This window comes from Actinomadura nitritigenes (assembly GCF_017573545.1).
GTDB classification, from domain to species: domain Bacteria; phylum Actinomycetota; class Actinomycetes; order Streptosporangiales; family Streptosporangiaceae; genus Spirillospora; species Spirillospora nitritigenes.
The window spans coordinates 14,309-35,038 of the sequence record NZ_JAGEOK010000051.1; the positions used below are offsets into that span (position 1 = coordinate 14,309).

The window sequence follows — 20,730 nt, forward strand, 5'->3', positions numbered from 1 at the left end:
GTTGAAGGAGACCGCACCATGTCCGTGACCCGTCGCGGTGTCATGAAGGGCGGCGCCGCCGGCGCGCTGTCCATCGCCCTGGCCGGAAGCCTCGACTCCGTCTTCCAGACCTCCGCGGGCGCCGATACCGGAGAGGCCTACGGCTACGGCCCCCTGATCCCCGACCCGAAGGGCGTCCTCGACCTGCCCAAGGGCTTCTCCTACAAGACCCTGTCGACGGAGGGCGACCCGATCTCCGACGGCGTCGTCGTCCCCGGCCACCACGACGGCACGGCCACCTTCCCGGGCAGCAGGCCCGGACGGACCCGGCTCGTCCGCAACCACGAGCAGAGCAACAACGGCACCCGCGCCGTCGCGCCCGCCGCCCTCACCTACGACCCGGCGGCCAACGGCGGCACCACCACGCTGGAGGTCGACAAGGACGGCGACCTGCTGTCGCAGTACGTCAGCCTCGCCGGGACGTCCACCAACTGCGCGGGCGGGCGCACCCCCTGGGGCACCTGGCTGACCTGTGAGGAGACCGAGGGCTTCAGCGGCCAGACCAAGAGCCACGGCTGGGTCTTCGAGGTCGACCCGCACGGCAGGCGGACCGAGCCCGTCCCGCTGACGGGGCTCGGCCGGTTCGCCCACGAGGCCGTCGCCGTCGACCCCGACACCCTCACCGCCTACCTCACCGAGGACGCGCACGGCCCGTTCGGCCTGTTCTACCGGTTCCGCCCGCGCGCGCACCGGGGCGACTACCACGCCTACCTGCAGGGCGGGCGGCTCGAGGCGATGAACGTCCGAGGCGTCCCGGACCTGTCGGTCGTGCAGGAGCCCGGCACCAGGCTGCACTGCCGCTGGGTGGCCGTGCCGGACCCGTCGGCGAAGACCGAGTCGACCCGCATGCAACTCGACGACATCACCCGCAGCCAGAAGCTCGAAGGCGCCTGGTGGGGCCACGGCAAGGCGTACTTCGTCTGCTCCTACTCCCACAAGGCCGACGGCGGCGCCGCCGAGCACGCCGGGCAGGTCTGGACCTACGACCCGCGCACCAACGAGATCGAGCTGCAGCTGGTGTTCAAGCCGGGCGGCAGGTTCGACGGCCCGGACAACATCACCGTCTCCCCGTACGGCGGCGGCGTGATGCTGGCCGAGGACGGCGACGGCGACCAGCACCTGGTCGGCACCACCAAGGCCGGCAAGCCGTTCGCGATGGCGCGCAACGCCCTCAACGGCAGCGAGTTCACCGGCGTCACGTTCTCCCCGGACGGCAGGATCCTCTTCGCCAACCGGCAGGAGGGCCCCGGCGTGACCTTCGCGATCACCGGCCCCTGGCACAGGCTCCGCGCCTGAGCCGGCCGCACCGCGCAGGGCTGGGCGAGGCCGGGCGGGCTGGGCGAGACCCCGGCGGGCTGGGCGAGACCCCGGCGGGCTGGGCGAGGACGAGGCGGGTCAGGCGAGGCCGCGGCGGGCGACCGACGGGGGGCGGGTGCCGCGGATCGAGGCGACCATGTCGAGGACCTGGCGCACCCCGTCCGCCTGCGACGGCGGCACGCGGAACACGCTCGCCCCCAGCCACGCGTAGACGGACGCGGCGGCCATCAGCCAGGGATCGGGCTCCGCCGCGTCCGACTCCAGCGCCACCATGACGGCGCCGGACGGCCCGGCCCGCCCGACCAGCTCGCTCACCCGGGCCGCCGGGGGCGCGGTGCCCGCGTCCACGGTCCCGTCCGGCGCCCGCTCCGGCCCGGTCAGGATCAGGCCTTCGCGCGACCCGGCGCGCTCCTCGTGCAACCCCATGCGCCCAAGCGTGGCACGATCGGGGGTGCGGAGTCGTGAGGAGATCGGAGCGAGATGTTGGTCGTGGTCTTCGTGCTGGCGGGCCTGGCCGTGCTGGGCTCCGTCGTCGTCCTCGCGATGGGCCGGGGCGGTGAGCTGACCGAGACCCATCCCGACCATCCGCCGCTGCCGCTCGGCGACGGCCGGTACGTCGCGCCCCGGACCGTCCTCTCGCTCCGGCTGCCCCGCGCGTTCTGGGGCTACCAGGCGCCCGTGGCGGACCAGGCGTTCCGCGACCTCGCGCGGGCCCTCGCCGAGCGCGACGCCCGCGTGGCCGACCTGGAGCGGCAGGTCGACGACCTGCGCCGCGGCGCGACGGTGGCGCCCGAGCCGGAGCGGATCGGCGCGCTGCACGGCCTTCAGGACCCGCACTTCCCCGAGCAGGAGGCCCCGCCGATCCGGATGCGCAAGGACGGCGAGCCGCAGGACGAGGGGGACGGCGACCCGGAATCGGGCAAGGACGGGCCATGGGAACTTCCGTGAGCGAGGTCGCCGTCCACGCCGAGGCGCTCTCCGACGCACCGCCGAAGCGGCTCTTCGAGGTCCTCACCGACTGGCCGAGGCACGCCGAGTGGATGCCGTTCACCCGCGCCGAGGGCGGCCGCGAGGCCGGCGCCGAGCTGAGGGCGTGGACGGGCGTCGGCCCCGTCGGCTTCCTCGACACCATGGTCATCACCGACTGGCGGGCCGGCCGGTTCGTCGCCGTCCGGCACACCGGGCGGGTCGTGCGCGGGGAGGCCTGGTTCGAGGTCCTCCCGTACGGGAAGGGCAGCCGCGTCGTCTGGGCGGAGCGCGTCGACCTGCCGCTCGGCGTCCTCGGACGTGCCGGATGGCTGGTCCTGGGCCCGGTCGTGAAGGCGTTCATGGGCCTCGGGCTGCGGCGGCTCGCCGCGCTGGCGACCGGCCCGTCCTGACCCGGTCCGCTCTGCTTGGGCCGTCCTGACCGGGCCGCCGGGGGGGCGTTCTGTCGGAGGCATGAGGTAGAACGGGCCGGTGAGCACCGCTATCCGAGGCGAGGACGGGCTGGCCCGCTGCCCGTGGGGGCTGTCGGCCCCCGACTACATCGCCTACCACGACGAGGAATGGGGCCGTCCCGTCCGCGACGACCAGGGCCTTTACGAGCGGCTGTGCCTGGAGGCGTTCCAGTCGGGGCTGTCCTGGCTGACGATCCTGCGCAAGCGGGAGGGGTTCCGCGCGGCGTTCTGCGGCTTCGATCCCGAGAAGGTCGCGGCGTTCGGGCCGGACGACGTCGCGCGGCTGATGGCCGACGCGTCGATCGTCCGCAACCGCGCCAAGATCGACGCGGCGATCGCGAACGCGCGCGCCGCGCTCGACCTGCCCGGCGGCCTCGCCGCCACGGCCTGGCGCTTCGCCGACCCCGACGCCCCCGCCTATGCCGACACGTCCGACGTCCCCGCCACCACCGACGGCTCGAAGGCCCTCGCCAAGGAGCTGAAGCGGCACGGCTTCCGGTTCGTCGGCCCCACCACCGCGTACGCCCTGATGCAGGCGTGCGGCCTCGTCGACGACCACCTGACCGGGTGCCATCGACGAGGCGCGTACACGTGACGGTCACTCGGCCTTGGCGGCCTCCAGGACGGGGATCGTGGAGGCCCGGCGGGCGGGGAGGGCCGAGGTGGCGAGGGTGACGGCGGCGGCGCCGGCGGCGACCAGGACGAACAGCCACCAGGGCGGGTCCGGGGTCAGGAAGGAGCTGCCGGTCCCGGCGTGCAGGACGGCGACGGTGCCGAGGGCGGCGCCGATGCCGAGGAGGCCGCCGAGCAGGACGACCGTGGCGGCCTCCCAGCGGACGATCGCCCTGATCTGCGTCACGGTCGCGCCGACGGCGCCGAGCAGGCCGAACTCGCGGGTCCGCTCGGCGACGCTCATCGAGACGGTCGTGGCCATCCCGAACAGCGACAGGACCAGCGACATCCCGATGAACCCGTAGACGACGCTCATGCCCTTGGTCATCGAGCTCGCGGCCCGCTCGACGTAGGCGCCCCTGTCCATGACCTCGACGCCGGGCAGGCCCGCGACCGCGCGCGACAGCGCCTCCGCGGACCCGCCGCTGACCAGGATCGCCTGGGCGGCCGCGTCCGGGTCGAGGCGGTCCATGGTGGACGGGGCGACGAGCGCGCCGTCGGCGAACAAGTGGGACGGGTCGTGGTAGGCGCCCGCGACGGTGAGCGGGACGCGGCCCCGCGCGCCCCGGACCACGATCCGCTGGCCCTCGTGCAGGCCCTTCGCCTTCATGATCGTGGACGTGAGCCCGATCCGCCCGTCCGGCAGCGCCGGCAGGTGCCCGCCCAGCCGGAGCACGGACGGCAGCGCGCCCTGGTCCACGCCGGTCACGGCGATGTAGGGCGACCCGCCGTCGTCGCCGCCGGACTTCGGTTCGGGCGAGACGAGCTTGACCTGGGAGGCGGTGAGGGCGGCGGCGTGCGCGACGCCCGGGACGGCGGCGGCCTTCGCGGCGAGGTCGCGGGGCAGCGGGGCCGGTCCGTCGGCGGTCCTCCCGGTCGCGGCGATGGCGTGGTCGGCCCGCATCACCTGCCGTCCGGCCTCGTCGAAGCGGCCGTTCGCCGACATCACGATCATCGCGGTCGCGCCGACGAGGGCGACGCCGAGCATCAGCGACGAGGCGGCGGACGAGACGCGGCGCGGGCTGCGGGTGATCGTGGCGCGGGCGAGCCGCCCGGCCTCACCGCTGACGGCCATCCCGATCCGCCCGACCAGGCCGCCGAGGGGGCCGACGAAGAACGGGCCGAGCACGGCGAGGGCCGCGACCGTCGTCATGCAGCCCATCAGGATCAGCACGGCGATCCCGACGGTGCGGTCGGGGCCGGGCGGCTCCTCGGCGCGGATCGCCCAGACGGGGCCGAAGAACATCCACGCGCAGGCGAAGACCGCGAAGGCGCCGACGAGGCGGGGCCAGCGGCGGCCGGTCGTGTCGGCGCTCGCCGCCCTGAGCGCCTGCATAGGGGAGATGCGCGCCGCCTTCCGGGCGGCCCGCCACGCGGCGAGCTGGGTGACGAGGATCCCGACGGCGGCCGGGACGGCGAGGGCGATCCAGCCGTACTGCGCGTCGGCGGCGGTGACGTCGAAGCCGTCCTGCGCGAACAGCCTGGTCAGCAGCTCGGAGACGGCGTAGCCGAGCAGGACGCCGCCGGCCGACGCGACGATGCCGAGGACGAGCGCCTCCAGCCGGATCAGCCGCTTGATCTGCCGCGGGGTGGCGCCGATCGCGCCGAGCAGCGCGAGCCGCCGGGTCCGCTGCCGGACCAGGGTGCCGAAGGTGTTGGACACCACGAACAGGCCGACGAACACCGCGACGGACGAGAGCATCCCGATGGCGCCGCCGACGGACGCCCCGGTGCCCTGGAGGTCGGCGGACTGCGCGTGCCGGACGCCGCTCGCCGTCCGGACGGTCGCCGCGGAGCCGAGTGCGCGGGTCAGCTCGCCGCGCAGCCTCGCGGGCGCCACGCCGGGCGCGGCCTTCACCCAGGCGGACTGCCAGGTCCCGGCGGGCAGCCCGGCGACCTGCTGGACGGTCGGGGGCGGCGCGAGGATCAGGTCGCCGCTCGCGACGGCGCCGTGCCCCTGCACGGTGACGATGCCGACGACCTTCACCGTGAGGGCCTGCCTCGGCGTCATGACGGTCATGGTGTCGCCGGTGCCCAGCTTCCCGGCGCGGGCGGCGTGCCGGGTGATCGCGACCTCGCCGCCGGCGGCGGGCGCGCGCCCGGACTCCAGGTGGTACGGGTTGAGCGCGGCCTCGGACGTCCACGGCCGCAGCAGGGTCCGCGCCCCGGCCGGCGGCATGATCGTCTTGTGGCCGGCGCCGCTCGCGGTCACCGGGACGGAGGCGTCCCCCGCCACGGCGGCGACGCCTGGCCGACCCGTGACCCGCGCGAGCGCGACCCGGCCGTCCGGGACCGCGTACGGGTCGTCGGGGTCGACCGAGCCGCCCTGGACGAGCACGTCGGCGCGCGCGTACTCGCTCGCGTCGCTGCCGGAGACGGCCTCCTGGGCGCGCAGCGTGAACTGCAGGGAGCCGGCGATCAGGCCGATGGAGAACAGCGCCGCGAGCATCGTGGCGGCCAGCCGCAGCCAGCCCTCGGTGAACGAGCGTCGCGCGATGAGCCACATGGGGATCAGCCGCCCATCCGGCGCATCACGGCGTGCACCTGGTCGATGGTCGGCCCGGCGAGCTCGTGGACGATCATCCCGTCGGCGAGGAACAGCACCCGGTCGGCGTGCGCGGCGGCGGCCGGGTCGTGCGTCACCATGACCACGGTCTGGCCGTAGGAGTCGACCGCCGAGCGCAGGAACCCCAGCACCTCCGCGCCCGAGCGCGAGTCGAGGTTGCCCGTCGGCTCGTCGGCGAACAGCACCTCGGGCCGGGTCAGCAGCGCCCGCGCGACCGCGACGCGCTGCTGCTGCCCGCCGGACAGCTCGCTCGGCCGGTGCCCGAGGCGCTCGCGCAGGCCCAGCGCGTCCACGACCGTGTCGAACCACCGCCGGTCCGTGCGGCGGTTCCCGAGCCGCCCGGTCAGCCGGATGTTCTCCTCCGCCGTCAGCATCGGCAGCAGGTTGAACGACTGGAACACGAACCCGAGCCGGTCGCGGCGCAGCTTGGTCAGCCGCGTCCGGGACAGCCCGGTGATCTCCACGCCGCCGATCAGCACCGAGCCGGACGTCACCGTGTCCAGCCCGGCCAGGCAGTGCAGGAAGGTCGACTTGCCGGAGCCGGACGGCCCCATGATCGCGGTGAACTGGCCGCGCGGGAACGAGGCCGAGACGCCGCGCAGCGCGGTCACCGCGCCGTCGCCCGTCCCGTACGACTTGACCAGGCCGGACGCGACGGCGACGTGATCGCGGACCTGCCCCGCGGGCGGTGCGGCGGATGCTGGTTTCATGCCCTCAAGCCAACCGCCGCGGGCCCTCCGGCACATTGGCGCGCGCTCCAGAAACGGGGGTGGGGCTGCCCCCACCCCGCGCGCGCGTGGAGCCCCTAGCGGCCCTCGAAGGCGGGCTTCTGCTTCTTCAGGAACGCCTCGGTCGCGTTCTGGTGGTCGGAGGTCGCCGCGCACTCGTCCTGCAGCACGGCCTCGCGCTCCAGCGCGGACGCCAGGTCGTGCGTCGCCGCGTGGGCGAGCGCCTGCTTCACCGCCGCGTACGCCGCGGTCGGGCCGGCCGCGAGGCGCCGCGCCAGCTCCACCGCCGCGGGGGCCAGCTCGTCCGCCGGGACGACCCGGTTGACCAGGCCGAGCTCCAGCGCCTCGGGCGCCTTCAGCGGGTCGCCGAGCAGCAGCAGCTCCGCCGCCTTCGAGCGGCCGACCAGCCGCTGCAGCGTCCACGACATGCCGCTGTCGGGCGCCAGGCCGATGCCGGTGAAGGCCGTCGCGAACTTCGCCGTGTCGGCGGCCACCGCGAGGTCGCAGGCGAACGCCAGCGCCGCGCCCGCGCCCGCCGCCACCCCGTTCACCGCCGCGACGACCGGCTTCGCCATCCCCGCGAGCGCCAGCACGATCGGGTTGTAGTGCTTGGTGACGGTGCCGTCGAGCCCCTTGCCGGCCGCCAGGTTGTCGGCATGCTCGCGCAGGTCCTGACCTGCACAGAAGGCCCGCCCGGCGCCGGTGAGGATTACTGCGCGGGCCGACGTGTCCGCCGCCGCGCGCCGGACCGTCTCCAGCAGCGCGCCCTTCATCTCCGCCGTCAGCGAGTTCATCGCCTCCGGACGGTTCAGTGTGATTGTTCCCACACCGTCGGTCACGTCGTACAGCACGGTCTCGGACATGCGGCACCCTCCCGGTCCTCGGTAGATCTTCCCCGGCAACCATCGACGAACCGGGGCGCGGCGGGCAAGTGCGGTCCCGTTCCCGCGCACCCGGAGTGACCGTCCTGCGGCCTTGGTGCCGGTCCTTCCGCCTCGCTCCCGCCGACCGGCCCGGTGCCGGTCGATCAGCGCCGGAGTGCCCCGTACGCCTGCAGTCCTCCGATCTGGAGGCTGATCGTTACCACTTCGCGCCCAGGAGACGAGATAATGGACCACTACTGATGACGCGGATGCGACAGGCGGCCACGCGGCCAACGGTGCCCGGAGGCTCCAAACGGCCCCAAGCGGGGCCTTTAGGCAGGAAGGGGATGCACGCATGGCGGCGATGAAGCCGCGGACGGGAGACGGTCCGCTCGAAGTGACCAAGGAGGGGCGCGGAATCGTCATGCGGGTCCCGCTCGAAGGCGGCGGCCGCCTTGTGGTCGAGCTCTCCGCCGACGAGGCCAAGGAACTCGGCGAGGCCCTCAAGGGCGTCGTGGGCTGACGGCTCCGCCGTTCCCGGCTCTCCGGCGAAGGTCCCGGCGTGCTCGCCGGGACCGTCGCCGTTTCCCGAACACCGCACCATCCGGTAAAAGCTCAGCTCAGGGGGGATCCGTCGCCATGCCCATCGAGACCCGCATCCACGGCGCCGGCGGCACCGTGACCGGCACCGCGGTCGACCTCGGGGCGGAGGCGGTGGCGGTCCCCGTCCGCTCGGGCCCGGTCGCCCCGGACGCCGAGGTCGCGAAGCCCCTGCCGTTCACGCTGGACGAGCTGCTGGCGCTGCACGGCGCCAAGGGCGAGGCGGGCGAGATCGTCGCCGCGCCCGTCCAGGTCGGCGGCGAGCTCCGCGAGCTGCTGCTGTACGGGGTGGGCGAGGCGACCCCCGCGGAGCTGCGCAAGGCCGGTGCGGCCCTCGCGCGCCGCGGCCGCGGCCGTGCGGCCCTCGTCGCGGGCGTCCCCTCCGGCGACCTCGCCGCCTTCGTCGAGGGCGCCCTGCTCGCCTCCTACGAGTTCCGGATCGGCGCCGCCGCGCCCAAGCGCCCGCTCGGCACCCTCGCCGTGCTGACCGAGGCCGGGCCCGACGCGGACGCGCCCGCGATCGAGCGCGGCACCGCCCGGGCCCGCGCCACCGCCCTCGCCCGCGACCTCACCAACACCCCGTCCGGCGAGAAGGACCCGTCCTGGCTCGCCGCCCGCGCCGAGGAGGTCGCCCGCGAGGCCGGCCTGACGGTCCGGGTCCGGGACGAGAAGGAGCTGGTCGAGGGCGGGTTCGGCGGCCTGCTGGCGGTGGGCTCGGGCTCCGCCCGGCCGCCCCGCCTGATCGAGCTGTCCTACGCACCCGAAGGGACGCCCGACCGGCACGTCGTGCTCGTCGGCAAGGGGATCACGTTCGACAGCGGCGGCCTGTCGCTCAAGCCGAACGACGGCATGAAGACCATGAAGACCGACATGGCGGGCGGCGGCGTGGTCATCGCCGTGATGAGCGCGCTGCGCGGCCTCGGCGTCCGCGCCCGCGTCACCGGCCTGGTCGCCGCCGCGGAGAACATGCCGTCCGGCGGGTCGATGCGGCCCGGGGACGTCATCGCCCACTTCGGCGGCAAGACCTCCGAGGTGCTGAACACCGACGCCGAGGGGCGGCTCGTCCTCGCCGACGCCCTCGCCTACGCCGACGCCGAACTCGACCCCGACGCGGTCGTGGACGTCGCGACCCTCACCGGCGCCGCGAAGGTCGCGCTGGGCCTGCGGCACGGCGCGCTGTTCAGCAACGACGACGCCCTCGCCGGGGCCCTGACGGCGGCCGGGTCCGCGGCGGGCGAGCCGCTGTGGCGGCTGCCGCTCGTCGACGACTACCGCGAGGCGATCGACTCGGACGTCGCCGACGTCAGCAACATGGGCCGCGGCGGCTTCAACGGCGGCGCGATCGCGGCGGCGCTGTTCCTGCGCGAGTTCGTCGGCGACCGCACCTGGGCCCACCTGGACATCGCCGGGCCCGGCCGGGCCACCGCCGACGACGCCGAGGTCACCCGCGGCGCCACCGGCTACGGCACCCGCCTCCTCCTCGACTGGCTCACCGCCTGACCTGCGGCGACGTGCGCGCGGTGCCGTTACGGGCCGCCGATGACGCGCCGCACGCCGTCAGCGGGTGCGGCGGTCGATGACGGGCACGCGGCGGCGGCGACGGGCCTCCTTGACGATCCCGGGGAGGGCCGCGTCCCAGCCGGGGCCGACCGCGAAGCACCACGGCACCGCGGCCGCCGTCGCCGGGACGTCCCGCATCGTCAGCGCCACCAGGACGGGCCGGTCGGACGTGCGGGCCATCTCCGCCAGCTCGGGCGTCGGCAGGAACACCACGTAGTCCTGCTCGCCGCGGCGGGTGCCGGGGACGCCGCGGCGCAGCGCCGTGATCGCCGCCACCTCGTCCCACGGCAGGAGCCGCCCGGCCCGGCGCGGCAGCGGCCAGCGCGCCGGCCGCCGCACCCCCGAGGCGTCCAGCTCCAGGACGGGGCGGCGCGCGACGAGCCCGCCGAGCGAGACGGCCAGGCCCGCGCCGAACAGCAGGAAGCCCGCGACGCCGATCACCATGAACGTGATGCTGCCGACGCCCGCGCCGCGGATCACGCCGCCCGCGACGAACCCGATCGACGCCACGAACAGGATCAGGAAGGCGGTGAGCCGCCAGACCGCCCGCCACGTCACGCGGTCGCGTACCGCGAATACCTCGGCGGGCACGTCCGGCGCCGCCCCCCGCTCCGGCTCGGCCGGGCCCGAGCCGGGCTCCGGGCCCGCCGGCTCCCCGGGGGCGTCGGCGGCGGTCTCAGGGGCGTCCTCAGAGGCTGGAGGCCGGTCGGCGCCCTCCTGGGGCGACGACCCCCCAGGCCCTGCGGAAAGGCCGGCCGACCGGCGTTCCCCGTTCCGCTGGCGCTCCACTCCGGCCACCGGTCAGTCGCGCTTCACCGCGCACAGCAGGCCGTCGCCCACCGGGACCAGCAGGGGAACGAGCCGCTCGTCGTCGCGGATCGCCCGGTGCACCTCGCGGATCGCCTCGGTCTCGGGGTCGCGGACGTCCGGGTCGGCGACGCGGTCGTGCCACAGCGCGTTGTCGAACGCGACGACGCCGCCCGGCCGCAGCAGCCGCAGCGCCGCCGACAGGTACTCCGGGTACTCGTACTTCGCGGCGTCGCAGAAGACCATGTCGTAGGCGCCGTCGGTGAGCCGCGGCAGCACCTCCAGCGCCGGACCGATGATCATCCGGGTGCGGAACGCGGAGAGCCCCGCCTCGCGGTAGGCGAGCTTCGCCAGCCGTTGGTGCTCGGGCTCGATGTCGACGCTGGTCAGCACCGCGTCCTTCGGCATCCCCCGCATCAGGTACACGCCGGACACCCCGCAGCCCGAGCCGACCTCCACGACCGTCCGGGCGCCCAGCAGGGACGCCAGGAAGCGCAGCGCGGCGCCGCCCGCCGGGCCGATCGGGGTCGCGCCGATCTCGTGGCCGCGCCGCCGGGCCTCCAGCAGTGGCTCGTCTTCGGGGAGGAAATCCTCCACGTAGGCCAGGGTGGCCTGAATGGCGTCGATGGCTGCCTCCTCGCGGGACCCCCGCCTGGCTCATGCTGGAAAGACCATATCGCTGACCGGGAACCATCCGGAGTTCCAGCGCGTTGCAGCAGACGTAAGCACCTGCCGTCCGGTGGGTGGAGCCACGAGCACCGAACCGGTCCAGAACCGCCCCAGCCCAGGCGAGACCGTGCCGTTCCAAGGCGAAGAGTCTTGGCTCACCAGAGAGGAACAGCCCGGCACCATGGGAGTCGCAGCACTGAGTTTTAGAGGCGCTGTGGGGGTCGGCCCCAGGCAGGGGCTGGGAAACGCCGCGCGGGAGAACGCCCCCGAGGCCGAATGGGCGCCGCCGTCATGGGACGAGGTCGTCCGCGAGCACTCCGCGCGCGTGTACCGGCTCGCCTACCGGCTGACCGGCAACCAGCACGACGCGGAGGACCTCACGCAGGAGGTCTTCGTCCGCGTGTTCCGCTCGCTGTCGAACTACACGCCCGGCACGTTCGAGGGCTGGCTGCACCGGATCACCACGAACCTGTTCCTCGACATGGCGCGGCGCCGCCAGCGCATCCGCTTCGAGGGACTCGCCGACGACGCCGCCGAGCGGCTGCAGGGCCGCGAGCCCACGCCCGCGCAGGCGTTCGACGACACCAACTTCGACGCCGACGTGCAGGCGGCGCTGGACGCGCTGGCCCCCGAGTACCGCGCGGCCGTCGTGCTGTGCGACATCGAGGGCCTGTCCTACGAGGAGATCTCCGCGACGCTGGGCGTCAAGCTCGGCACGGTGCGGAGCCGCATCCACCGGGGACGGGCGCAGCTGCGGGCCGCGCTGGAGCACCGGGCGCCGACCCGGCGCCGCCCCGGGACCCGCAACGACTGGCAGTCCACCGAGGCCGCCGCGGTGGGGGAGCGGGCCGATGCGGCGATCTCCGGCACCGGTAGCGTGCGGGCAGCCGACGGCGCCGACCCGAGCACGGCCGGTGACATCCGGCCGCAGCCGGAGGGCGTGTAGCGACCGCGCGCGTGGCAGCGGGGCCGCGCGCGGAGGAGAACGGAACGAACAGGGGCGTCATGACCAGGCGTAGCAAGGGCATCCATCCGGGGGCCGCCGGGGGGCGCGGGGGGTCGTCCCTGCGTGAGGAGGCCGAGTGAGCTGCCTTGGTGAGCGCCTGACCGCTCTGATCGACGACGAGCTGGACCCCGCCGAGCGCGACCGCGCCCTCGCCCACCTGGCGGGCTGCGCCGCCTGCCGGGCCGAGGCCGACGAGCTGCGCCGCGTCAAGGGCCGGCTGCGCGGGCTGAGCGCGGTCCCCGCCTCCGACGGCGCCGACGACCTGCCGTCCGGCGACTTCCTGAACCGCCTGCGCTCCATGGGCGCGGACGCCGGCTCCGCCCCGGAGCCGCCCGCGACCACCCAGCCGATGCGTCCCGCGCCGCCCGCCCGGCCGCTGCGATCATCCGCCCGTCCCGTCCGGACGGCGCCCGCCGGCCGTCCCCGCGACACCCGGCCGGGCGCCCGCGCCGCGGGACTGACCCGGCACCGCCGCCGCTACCTCGTGGTGGGCGCCGCGACCCTGTTTATCGGGCTCGGCACCGCCTCCTACGCGGCGGGCGGCCGCCAGCAGGCCCCGACCGTCACCCCCGCCTTCGACCGGTTCGCCGTCGAGCACGCGCTGACCACCGGCGACGCGCCCGTCACCGACCCGCTGACCGACCCGGCGAACCAGATCAAGACCGCCCCCGGGCCGTGACCGGGACGCCCTCGACGGCCTGCCACCGCCGGGGACGGCGCCGCACGCTCATCGCCGGCGGCCTCGCCGGGGCGGTGGCCCTCGTCTGGGGGCTGGCCGGGGACCCGGGCGCCGCGCGCCGCGCCCGCAGCGACCCCGGCGCCGTCGGCCTGCTGCGCGCCGCCGCCGACGCCGCGCGCCGCGTCCCCTACGAGGGGCGCCGCTTCCTGACGACCTGGAACCGCGGCCGGTCCGCCACGTCACGCGTCACCGCCGTGCACACGCCCGGCGACGGCGTCCGCTACACCTCGCCCGCGGGGGCGGAGGGCTACCTCCCTGACGCGTCCGCAGGGGACACCACCGGGTTCACCAAGCGGACGCTCGACCTGCTGACCCGCAACTACACCGTCGTGCGGAAGCCCGACACGTCCGTCCTCGGCCGCCGCGCCTGCGTGGTGGAGGCCCGCCGGCAGGACGGCACGGCCGCGGGCCGGTTCTGGCTGGACGCCGAGACCGGCCTGATGCTGCACCGGGAGCTGATCGACGCGACCGGCCACCCGGTGATCACCAGCGGGTTCACCGAGATCAGCTTCGCCGTCCCGGCCGCCGGCGGGGTCGCGCCGCGCCCCGGCCGCACCCGCGGCTCCGCCGTGGACGCCCCGGCCGTCACCGAGGCCCCGGGCGCCACCGGGACCGAGGCGGAGGGCCCGACGAGCGCCAACGCCGCCCCCAACAGCGCCGCCCCTAACAGTGCCGCCCCCAACAGCGCGGCCACCTCGATCCTGGAGGTGCCGCTCGACGCCCGCGCCCTCGACGGCCTGAAGCGCCGGGGCTGGCCCGTCCCCGACCGGCTGCCCGGCCACCTCACCCTCTACGACGCGCGCCGCGAGGCGGGCGGCGCCGTCCACCTCAGCTACTCCGACGGCCTGGCCTCGGTGTCGGTGTTCGTGCAGCGCGGCGACCTCCCGAGCGGGTCCCTGAACGGGTGGAAGAAGGTCGTCCGGCGGGGCCGGACGGTGTTCTGCCGCGAGTCGCTGCGCCGCTGGGCCGTCACCGCGGGCGGCGGCTACGTCTACACCGTCCTCACCGACGCGCCGCAGAGCACGGCGGAGGCCGTCGCCTTCGACCTGCCGCGCGCTCCCGACCCGTTCTGGACGCGGCTGGCGCGCGGCGCGCGCCGGCTGGCCTCGGCCGCGGACCCGTTCAAGTGAGCTGAACCGGGGAACGCCCAAGTCCGTCCAAAGCGGGAGGACCCGAGGGGCGGTGCGGGGCGGTTCTGCCTTACGCTCGCCACATGCCCAGGGCGGCACGATGAGCACGGATGACGAGACCATGCTCGGTAGGAGAGATGGGGATGACGGAAGACAACCGCCGGCCGGGGGACGAGGACGCCGTTCCCGGGCAGGAGCCTGAGCGGCAGGACGCGGCGGCTCCTCCCGAGACGGTGACCGACCAGGAGATCCCCGCGGAGACGCCGGCGGCGGAGCCCGAGCCGGACCGGGAGCCGGGCGGCACCGACCGTCTCGTGGCGGGCGGGCGAGCCGAGCGGGCGGGCGGGTTCGCCCCGCCGGACGCGCCGCGCGCCGACGCCCCGCCGCAGGACGACGCGCCCCGGGAGGTGCCGCTGCAGGACGCGCCCCCGCGCGACATGCCGCAGCCGCCGCCCCCGGTCCCGCTGGACAAGCCGATGGGCGAGCCCCAGCCGATGGGCGACCCGCAGCTGATGGACGGGCCCCAGGACCAGCGTCCGCGGCCCGGATTCGTCCCCTATGACCAGGATCCGCGGGCCATGCACGGCCAGCCGCCGTACGGGGGCTGGCAGCAGGGGCCGCCGCCTCCCGGCGGCCGCCCGCCCATGGGCCCGCCGCCCCCCGGGGCGCCGATGGGCCCGCCGCCTCCAGGCGGACCCCGCCCGATGGGGGCGTTCGGGACGCCCGGAACGCCAGGGACCGGCCCGAACTGGGCGCCGATCCCGGCACCGCCGCCGTCGTCCGGCCGGGGCCCCGGCCTCGGCCTGCTGGCCATCGTGGCGCTGATCGTCGCGCTGGTGGCGGGGGCCGTCGGCGCCGGGATCGGGGTGATCGCCACCGACGACGGCGACGGGAGCGGCGGTTCCGTCAGCCTCGGCGGCGGCAGCGGCAGCGACAGCAAGGTGCAGAGCCGCCCGCCGGACTCCGTCGCGGGCGTCGCGCAGCGGGTGCTGCCCAGCGTCGTGATGATCCGCGTGGAGTCGTCCCAGGGCGAGGTCGGCGGCACCGGCTTCATCGTCAACGGCGGCTACATCGTCACCAACAACCACGTGGTGTCCGAGGCCCGCCAGGGCGCCCAGATGCAGGTGATCTTCAACGACAAGAAGACGCTGCCCGCCACGGTCAAGGGCTCCGACCCGTCCTCCGACGTCGCGGTGGTGAAGGTGGAGGGCCAGCACTCGCTGCCCGCGCTGCAGCTCGGCGACTCCACCAAGCTCGCCGTCGGCGACCCGGTGATCGCGATCGGCTCGCCGCTCGGCCTGCAGGGCTCGGTGACGACCGGCATCGTCAGCTCGCTGAACCGCGCGGTGCCCACCCAGGGCGAGGGCGGCGGCGACGCGTCCTACCTCAACGCGATCCAGACCGACGCCGCGATCAACCCCGGCAACTCGGGCGGCCCGCTGGTGGACGCCAAGGGCCGGGTGATCGGCATCAACACCGCGATCGCCACGCTCGGCGGCCAGTCGCTCGGCGGGGGCGGCCAGAGCGGCAGCATCGGCCTCGGCTTCGCCATCCCGATCAACCAGGGCAAGCGGGTCGCCGAGGAGATCATCAGGACCGGCCAGGTCAAGATGGCCAAGCTCGGCGTGCTGCCCGACCCGCAGTACCAGCAGGGCGGCGCCCGCATCATGCAGCAGCCCGCGCAGGGCCAGGACCCGGTGACCAAGGGCGGCCCGGCCGACAAGGCGGGCCTCAAGCCCGGCGACGTCATCACCAAGGTCGACGACCAGCCGATCGAGGACGCGACCGACCTGATCGCGCAGATCCGCAGCCGCGCGCCCGGTGACCGCATCAAGGTCACCTACCAGCGCGGGGGCAAGGAGACGACCGTGGAGGTCACGCTCGGCTCGTAGCGCGGGATGTTAAGGCCGGGTTCATCCCGGCTGGGGATACGCTGGGGGGGCCGGTCCGCGCAGGGCCGGTCCCCGGTGGCTTGTGGAGGACGGGTTGTTCGACGTCGGACTCGGCGAGATGGCGGTGCTGGTCGTCCTCGCCCTGGTCATCTTCGGTGACAAGCTGCCCCAGGTCGCCGGGCAGGCCGGACGGATGCTGCGGCAGTTCCGCCAGATGGCCAACTCGGCCAAGGCGGACCTGGAGGCGGGTCTCGGCCCGGAGTTCAAGGACTTCGACATCGCCGACCTGAATCCCAAGACGTTCGTCCGCAAGCACCTGTTCGAGGACGACGACGGTTTCCTGAACGGCAAGCTCTTCGACGACGACGAGCCGTCCTACGTCCCGTCGTCGCCTGCGGCCCTCGACTACGGCGAACGCCCGCCGTTCGACAACGAGGCGACCTGACCCCGCAGGTCCCGGCGTACGCGAAAGGCCCCGCCATCGGCGGGGCCTTTCGCGTACCTACGTGCGGATGCTCGGCTACCGGCCCTTGGGGGAGATGCCGAGGGACATGCCGGCGAGGCCGCGGCTGCGGCCGGCGAGCTTGTCGGCGATGGTGCGCAGCTCCTTGGCGGCGCCGGCGTCGGGGTCGGCGAGCACCAGCGGGACGCCGTTGTCGCCGCCCTCGCGCAGCCGCGGGTCGATCTCGACCTGGCCGAGCAGCGGGACCTTGGTGCCGAGGGTGCGGGCCAGGGCGTCGGCGACGGTCTGCCCGCCGCCCTCGCCGAAGATGTACTGGCGCTCGCCGCAGTGCGCGCAGGCGAGGTACGACATGTTCTCGATCACACCGACGACCTGCTGGTGGGTCTGCGCGGCGATCGCGCCGGCGCGCTCGGCGACCTCGGCGGCGGCCTGCTGCGGGGTGGTGACCACGAGGATCTCCGCGGACGGCAGCAGCTGCGCGACGGAGATCGCGATGTCGCCGGTGCCGGGCGGCAGGTCCATGAGCAGGACGTCCAGGTCGCCCCAGTAGACGTCGGCGAGGAACTGCTGCAGGGCCCGGTGCAGCATCGGACCGCGCCACACCACCGGCTGGTTCCCGGCGGTGAACATGCCGACGGAGATGACCTTCACGTCGTGCGCCGACGGCGGCATGATCATGTCGGCGACCTTGGTGGGGGCGTCGGTGACGCCCAGCATCCGCGGCACCGAGTGGCCGTAGATGTCGGCGTCGACCACGCCGACCTTGCGGCCCTGCGCGGCGAGGGCCGCGGCCAGGTTGACGGTCACCGAGGACTTGCCGACGCCGCCCTTGCCGCTCGCCACCGCGTACACCTTGGTCAGCGAGTTCGGCTTGGCGAACGGGATCTCCTTGGCGGGCTCGCCGCCGCGCAGCTTGGTCTGCAGGTCCTTGCGCTGCTCCTCGCTCATCACGTCCAGGTCGACCTGGACGGAGGTGACCCCGTCGAGCTTGGAGACGGCCTCCGTGACGTTCTTGGTGATGGTGTCCCGCATCGGACATCCGGCAACGGTCAGGTACACGCCGACGCGGACGGTGCCGTCCGCCGCGATGTCGACGCTCTTGACCATGTCGAGCTCGGTGATGGGCTTGCGGATCTCAGGGTCGTTCACCGTGGCGAGGGCCGCGGTCACCTGCTCGGTCGTCAACTGGTGGGCCATGCGTCCATGGTATGAACCCCGCGGCGGTATCGGCCAATCGGGTGCCGGACCTCACACCGGGCGCGCGCGGGGACGCGCGACACCCGCCCTCGGCCCCTTCGCCCGCGGCCCCCGGCACCGTAACATCGGGGGGTGACATCGCAGTCCAGCACCATGTCGCCCACCGAGCTGGCGGTGTGGCGCACGATGCTCCGCGCCCAGGTCCAGATCTCCCGCCGTCTCCAGGCGGACCTGCTCGCCGACCACGATCTCGCGCTGGGCTCCTACGACGTGCTGATGCATCTCGGTGAGGCGCCGGACGGGCGGCTGCGGATGAACGATCTCGCCGACCGGGTGCTGCTGTCGCGCAGCGGGCTGACCCGGCTGGTCGACCGGCTGCAGCGGGACGGGCTGGTCGTCCGGCAGTCCTGCACCAGCGACGCGCGGGGCCTGTACGCGGTGCTGACCCCGGCGGGCCGGGCGCGGCTGGCGGATGCGACCCCCACGTACCGGCAGGGCGTGCGCGAGTACGTGCTGAGCCGGCTGGACGAGCCGGACCTGCGCACGTTCGGCGACATCCTCGACAAGCTGGCCGACGAGACCGTCTGAGCGGGCCACGGGCCGCGGGCGGTGGTCTGCGGGCGGTGGTCTGCGGGCGGTGGCCCGCGGCGCCGGTCCGGGACGGCCGGGACGGCGTCGGCTAGGACAGCGTCGGGTGCTGGTCCTTGGCGTCCAGCTCGCGGATGATCTGCTGGAGCTCCGAGCGCAGGAAGTCGCGGGTGACGACCTCGCTCAGCGCGACCCGCAGCCCGGCGATCTCCCGGGAGATGTACTCGGTGTCGGCGATGCTGCGCTCGTTGCGGGAGCGGTCCTGCTCGTACTGGACGCGGTCCCGGTCGTCCTGCCGGTTCTGGGCGAGCAGGATGAGCGGTGCCGCGTAGGACGCCTGCAGCGAGAGGATCAGCGTCAGGAAGATGAACGGGTACGGGTCCCACCGCAGCGCCGGCGGCGCCAGGAAGTTCCAGCCGATCCACACGACGATGAACACCGTCATGTAGACGAGGAACCGGGCGGTCCCGAGGAACCGGGCGAACCGCTCGGACAGCCGGCCGAACGACTCGGGGTCGTAGTGCGGCCGCGGCACGATCGTCCGGCGGATCTCGCGCGGCTGGTCCAGACGTGTGGTCATCTCGCCCCCTCGGCGCCCCGGAGTGCCTCTTCCTCGGGATCCGCGGACGTCTCGGCGGCGGCGTCCATGGCGGTCTCCCGCCAGTCCTCGGGCAGCAGGTGGTCGAGGACGTCGTCGATGGTCACCGAGCCGAGCAGGTGCCCGTTCTCGTCCACCACGGGCGCGGCGACCAGGTTGTAGGTGGCCAGGACCATCGCGACGGCCTCCAGGGTCATGGTGGGCCGCAGCGGGTCCAGTTCGGTGTCGCAGATGCCGCTGACCAGGGTCGGCGGCGGTTCGCGCAGCAGCCGCTGGAAGTGCACGGTGCCGAGGTAGCGGCCGGTCGGGGTGGCGGTCGGCGCCCGGCACACGTACACCTGCGCGGCCAGCGCCGGGTTCAGGTCCGGGTTGCGGATCAGCGCGAGGGCCTCGGCGACGGTCGCGTCCGGCGGGACGATCACCGGGTCGGTGGTCATCAGGCCGCCGGCGGAGTAGTCCTCGTAGGTGAGCAGCCGCCGGACGGGCGCGGCGTCCTGCGGCTCCATCAGCGTCAGCAGCTGCTCGCGCTGCTCGGTGGGCAGCTCGCCCAGCAGGTCGGCGGCGTCGTCGGGGCCCATGGCCTCCAGGACGTCGGCGGCCCGGTCCGCCTCCAGCTTGCCGAGGATCTCGATCTGATCGTCCTCGGGCAGCTCCTCCAGGACGTCGGCGAGGCGCTCGTCGTCGAGCGCGGCGGCGACCTCGGTGCGCCGCTTCGCCGGCAGCTCGTGCACGATGTTGGCGAGGTCGGCGGCCTTCATCTGGCCGAACGCGGCGATCAGCCCGGCGGCGCCCTGGCCGTGCTCGACGGCGGAGAACCCCTCGACGTCGTCCCAGTCGACGACGAGGCTCTCGCCGCGGCGGCGCAGCCCGGGGCCGCGGCGCAGCCCGCGGGCCCCGCCCCGGCGGACGGCGATCTTGCCGACGAGCCAGTCGCGGGTGCGGGTCGGCTCCATCGACACGTCCACGACGGCGACGGGTTCGCCGGTCTCGCACAGCCGGACGGTGCGGTCGAGCATCTCGGCGATGACGAGCGTCTCGGACTCGCGCTTGCTGAACCGCCGCATGTTCAGCCGGCCGTCGAAGATGATCGCGTCGGCCTCGATGACCTGCACCCGGGTGATCGGCACGAACACCGGGCGGCGGGGGCCGACCTCGACGACGAGGCCGAGCACCCGGGGCGGCCGGGGGGCCAGGCGCAGCGCCACCACCACGTCGCGGACCCGGCCGACCTGGTCGCCGGCCGGGTCGAACACCGCGATCCCGGCGAGCCGCGCGATGAACACGCGTGTCGGAGCTCCGCTCATGGGCCTGACACTACCCAGGTCTTACCGGGCGATTCGGTGCGGGCACGGGGGCCCGCCGGTGACCGGCGGGTGAAACGGCGGTGCCGGAAGTCGCGTTCCGGGCCCCGGCGGACCGCGCCGCGGACGTCAGGCCTCGACCCAGCCGTGCTTCTTGGCGAAGCCGAGGAAGCTCTCCCGGATGCTGACGATCTGCCGTCCGGTCAGGTCGGGCGTCCCGGACAGCAGCAGCTCGGTGATGTCCTCGCGCAGCTCCGCCGGTTCGAGGACGTCGCACAGCCCCTCGTCCAGCAGCTGGGAGGACGACGACTGCCGCGGCGACGACGAGGTGGAGGACGACGCCCGGGACAGGATGCGGACGCCGAACGCCTTCGGGCCCCGCTCGCTGTCGACCGTCTCGAACTCGACCGTCGTGCCGGGCGTCAGGCCCGACTTGTCGTCCAGCACCTCGTTGGCGTGGACGAACACGTCGTCACCGCCGCCGTCGGGGACGATGAACCCGTAGCCGCGCACCCCGTCGAACCGCAGAACTCGTCCAGTACGCACCAGAACCGAC

Annotated in this window: 21 protein-coding genes and 1 pseudogene; 12 read left to right on the plus strand and 10 right to left on the minus strand. The window is 74.6% G+C overall.

The window, feature by feature from the left end:
- Nucleotides 1–18: 18 nt before the first annotated feature.
- Complete coding sequence (locus tag J4557_RS45110) at nucleotides 19–1,335, plus strand: alkaline phosphatase PhoX (RefSeq protein ID WP_208273429.1); 1,317 nt, start codon at nucleotides 19–21, stop codon at nucleotides 1,333–1,335.
- A 99-nt stretch (nucleotides 1,336–1,434) separates the two neighbouring features.
- On the opposite strand, the gene J4557_RS45115 is transcribed toward J4557_RS45110, so the two are convergent.
- Nucleotides 1,435–1,782, minus strand: coding sequence for a hypothetical protein (locus tag J4557_RS45115; RefSeq protein WP_243777380.1), 348 nt, complete (start codon nucleotides 1,780–1,782; stop codon nucleotides 1,435–1,437).
- A gap of 54 nt (nucleotides 1,783–1,836) precedes the next feature.
- On the opposite strand from J4557_RS45115, the gene J4557_RS45120 reads away from it, so the two are divergent.
- From J4557_RS45120 to J4557_RS45130, 3 genes are all read left to right on the plus strand, one after another.
- A complete protein-coding gene (locus J4557_RS45120) occupies nucleotides 1,837–2,304 on the plus strand; it encodes a hypothetical protein (RefSeq protein WP_208273431.1) in 468 nt (155 codons plus the stop codon).
- Nucleotides 2,289–2,735 carry an SRPBCC family protein gene (locus J4557_RS45125; protein ID WP_208273432.1) on the plus strand — a complete coding sequence of 149 codons (447 nt, stop codon included), beginning with the start codon at nucleotides 2,289–2,291 and terminating at the stop codon, nucleotides 2,733–2,735. The genes J4557_RS45120 and J4557_RS45125 overlap by 16 nt, the downstream gene beginning before the upstream one ends.
- Nucleotides 2,736–2,814: 79 nt before the next feature.
- Nucleotides 2,815–3,390, plus strand: a complete 576-nt coding sequence (locus tag J4557_RS45130) for a DNA-3-methyladenine glycosylase I (RefSeq protein ID WP_208273433.1) — start codon at nucleotides 2,815–2,817, stop codon at nucleotides 3,388–3,390.
- A gap of 3 nt (nucleotides 3,391–3,393) precedes the next feature.
- Here J4557_RS45130 and J4557_RS45135 read toward each other — a convergent pair whose 3' ends face one another.
- The 3 genes from J4557_RS45135 to J4557_RS45145 form a co-directional block, all read right to left on the minus strand.
- Complete coding sequence (locus tag J4557_RS45135; protein WP_208273434.1) at nucleotides 3,394–5,973, minus strand: FtsX-like permease family protein; 2,580 nt, start codon at nucleotides 5,971–5,973, stop codon at nucleotides 3,394–3,396.
- A gap of 5 nt (nucleotides 5,974–5,978) precedes the next feature.
- The gene (locus J4557_RS45140; protein ID WP_208273435.1) at nucleotides 5,979–6,743 is read right to left on the minus strand and encodes an ABC transporter ATP-binding protein; all 765 of its coding nucleotides are present in this window, start codon (nucleotides 6,741–6,743) and stop codon (nucleotides 5,979–5,981) included.
- A gap of 95 nt (nucleotides 6,744–6,838) precedes the next feature.
- Nucleotides 6,839–7,624, minus strand: coding sequence for an enoyl-CoA hydratase-related protein (locus tag J4557_RS45145; RefSeq protein WP_208273436.1), 786 nt, complete (start codon nucleotides 7,622–7,624; stop codon nucleotides 6,839–6,841).
- Nucleotides 7,625–7,979: 355 nt separating this feature from the next.
- On the opposite strand from J4557_RS45145, the gene J4557_RS45150 reads away from it, so the two are divergent.
- Both J4557_RS45150 and J4557_RS45155 read left to right on the plus strand, forming a co-directional pair.
- Nucleotides 7,980–8,147: a DUF3117 domain-containing protein gene (locus J4557_RS45150; RefSeq protein WP_083946426.1), complete on the plus strand. Its 168-nt coding sequence runs from the start codon at nucleotides 7,980–7,982 to the stop codon at nucleotides 8,145–8,147.
- Nucleotides 8,148–8,263: 116 nt separating this feature from the next.
- Nucleotides 8,264–9,724, plus strand: a complete 1,461-nt coding sequence (locus tag J4557_RS45155; RefSeq protein WP_208273437.1) for a leucyl aminopeptidase — start codon at nucleotides 8,264–8,266, stop codon at nucleotides 9,722–9,724.
- 57 nt (nucleotides 9,725–9,781) lie between these two features.
- On the opposite strand, the gene J4557_RS45160 is transcribed toward J4557_RS45155, so the two are convergent.
- Nucleotides 9,782–10,375 (minus strand): hypothetical protein, encoded by a 594-nt coding sequence (locus tag J4557_RS45160; RefSeq protein WP_208273439.1) that lies wholly within the window; start codon nucleotides 10,373–10,375, stop codon nucleotides 9,782–9,784.
- A gap of 210 nt (nucleotides 10,376–10,585) precedes the next feature.
- Entirely contained in the window at nucleotides 10,586–11,188 is a 603-nt protein-coding gene (locus tag J4557_RS45165; protein WP_208273441.1) for an O-methyltransferase, read from the minus strand.
- Nucleotides 11,189–11,441: 253 nt separating this feature from the next.
- On the opposite strand from J4557_RS45165, the pseudogene sigE reads away from it, so the two are divergent.
- The 5 genes and pseudogenes from sigE to J4557_RS45190 all read left to right on the plus strand — a co-directional run.
- Nucleotides 11,442–12,047 (plus strand): annotated as a pseudogene (sigE, locus tag J4557_RS45170) (RNA polymerase sigma factor SigE); the annotation flags it as partial.
- A 295-nt stretch (nucleotides 12,048–12,342) separates the two neighbouring features.
- The gene (locus J4557_RS45175) at nucleotides 12,343–12,945 is read left to right on the plus strand and encodes an anti-sigma factor family protein (protein ID WP_208273443.1); all 603 of its coding nucleotides are present in this window, start codon (nucleotides 12,343–12,345) and stop codon (nucleotides 12,943–12,945) included.
- The gene (locus J4557_RS45180) at nucleotides 12,942–14,135 is read left to right on the plus strand and encodes a sigma-E factor regulatory protein RseB domain-containing protein (protein ID WP_208273445.1); all 1,194 of its coding nucleotides are present in this window, start codon (nucleotides 12,942–12,944) and stop codon (nucleotides 14,133–14,135) included. The genes J4557_RS45175 and J4557_RS45180 overlap by 4 nt, the downstream gene beginning before the upstream one ends.
- Before the next feature lie 143 nt (nucleotides 14,136–14,278).
- Nucleotides 14,279–16,027 carry a S1C family serine protease gene (locus J4557_RS45185; protein ID WP_208273446.1) on the plus strand — a complete coding sequence of 583 codons (1,749 nt, stop codon included), beginning with the start codon at nucleotides 14,279–14,281 and terminating at the stop codon, nucleotides 16,025–16,027.
- A 94-nt stretch (nucleotides 16,028–16,121) separates the two neighbouring features.
- A complete protein-coding gene (locus J4557_RS45190; RefSeq protein WP_208273448.1) occupies nucleotides 16,122–16,472 on the plus strand; it encodes a sec-independent translocase in 351 nt (116 codons plus the stop codon).
- Between the two features lie 75 nt (nucleotides 16,473–16,547).
- On the opposite strand, the gene J4557_RS45195 is transcribed toward J4557_RS45190, so the two are convergent.
- Nucleotides 16,548–17,687 (minus strand): Mrp/NBP35 family ATP-binding protein, encoded by a 1,140-nt coding sequence (locus J4557_RS45195; RefSeq protein ID WP_208273450.1) that lies wholly within the window; start codon nucleotides 17,685–17,687, stop codon nucleotides 16,548–16,550.
- Between the two features lie 132 nt (nucleotides 17,688–17,819).
- Between J4557_RS45195 and J4557_RS45200 the strand changes: the two genes are divergently transcribed.
- Nucleotides 17,820–18,275, plus strand: a complete 456-nt coding sequence (locus J4557_RS45200; protein WP_307800579.1) for a MarR family winged helix-turn-helix transcriptional regulator — start codon at nucleotides 17,820–17,822, stop codon at nucleotides 18,273–18,275.
- A gap of 91 nt (nucleotides 18,276–18,366) precedes the next feature.
- Here the strand turns inward: J4557_RS45200 and J4557_RS45205 are convergent, their stop codons facing one another.
- The 3 genes from J4557_RS45205 to J4557_RS45215 all read right to left on the minus strand — a co-directional run bounded on the left by J4557_RS45205 (nucleotide 18,367) and on the right by J4557_RS45215 (nucleotide 20,720).
- Nucleotides 18,367–18,855 carry a DUF1003 domain-containing protein gene (locus tag J4557_RS45205; protein ID WP_208273452.1) on the minus strand — a complete coding sequence of 163 codons (489 nt, stop codon included), beginning with the start codon at nucleotides 18,853–18,855 and terminating at the stop codon, nucleotides 18,367–18,369.
- On the minus strand, nucleotides 18,852–20,177 hold the full coding sequence (locus J4557_RS45210) for a magnesium transporter MgtE N-terminal domain-containing protein (protein WP_208273454.1): 1,326 nt from the start codon (nucleotides 20,175–20,177) through the stop codon (nucleotides 18,852–18,854). The genes J4557_RS45205 and J4557_RS45210 overlap by 4 nt, the downstream gene beginning before the upstream one ends.
- 126 nt (nucleotides 20,178–20,303) lie before the next feature.
- Complete coding sequence (locus tag J4557_RS45215) at nucleotides 20,304–20,720, minus strand: cold-shock protein (protein WP_307800580.1); 417 nt, start codon at nucleotides 20,718–20,720, stop codon at nucleotides 20,304–20,306.
- Nucleotides 20,721–20,730: the final 10 nt, after the last annotated feature.

Coding starts and splice junctions, on each gene's coding strand:
- J4557_RS45110 (WP_208273429.1), top strand. CDS start 19: ATGTCCGTGACCCGTCGCGGTGTCATGAAGGGCGGCGCCGCCGGCGCG.
- J4557_RS45115 (WP_243777380.1), bottom strand. CDS start 1,782: ATGGGGTTGCACGAGGAGCGCGCCGGGTCGCGCGAAGGCCTGATCCTG.
- J4557_RS45120 (WP_208273431.1), top strand. CDS start 1,837: ATGTTGGTCGTGGTCTTCGTGCTGGCGGGCCTGGCCGTGCTGGGCTCC.
- J4557_RS45125 (WP_208273432.1), top strand. CDS start 2,289: ATGGGAACTTCCGTGAGCGAGGTCGCCGTCCACGCCGAGGCGCTCTCC.
- J4557_RS45135 (WP_208273434.1), bottom strand. CDS start 5,973: ATGTGGCTCATCGCGCGACGCTCGTTCACCGAGGGCTGGCTGCGGCTG.
- J4557_RS45140 (WP_208273435.1), bottom strand. CDS start 6,743: ATGAAACCAGCATCCGCCGCACCGCCCGCGGGGCAGGTCCGCGATCAC.
- J4557_RS45145 (WP_208273436.1), bottom strand. CDS start 7,624: ATGTCCGAGACCGTGCTGTACGACGTGACCGACGGTGTGGGAACAATC.
- J4557_RS45150 (WP_083946426.1), top strand. CDS start 7,980: ATGGCGGCGATGAAGCCGCGGACGGGAGACGGTCCGCTCGAAGTGACC.
- J4557_RS45155 (WP_208273437.1), top strand. CDS start 8,264: ATGCCCATCGAGACCCGCATCCACGGCGCCGGCGGCACCGTGACCGGC.
- J4557_RS45185 (WP_208273446.1), top strand. CDS start 14,279: ATGACGGAAGACAACCGCCGGCCGGGGGACGAGGACGCCGTTCCCGGG.
- J4557_RS45195 (WP_208273450.1), bottom strand. CDS start 17,687: ATGGCCCACCAGTTGACGACCGAGCAGGTGACCGCGGCCCTCGCCACG.
- J4557_RS45205 (WP_208273452.1), bottom strand. CDS start 18,855: ATGACCACACGTCTGGACCAGCCGCGCGAGATCCGCCGGACGATCGTG.
- J4557_RS45210 (WP_208273454.1), bottom strand. CDS start 20,177: ATGAGCGGAGCTCCGACACGCGTGTTCATCGCGCGGCTCGCCGGGATC.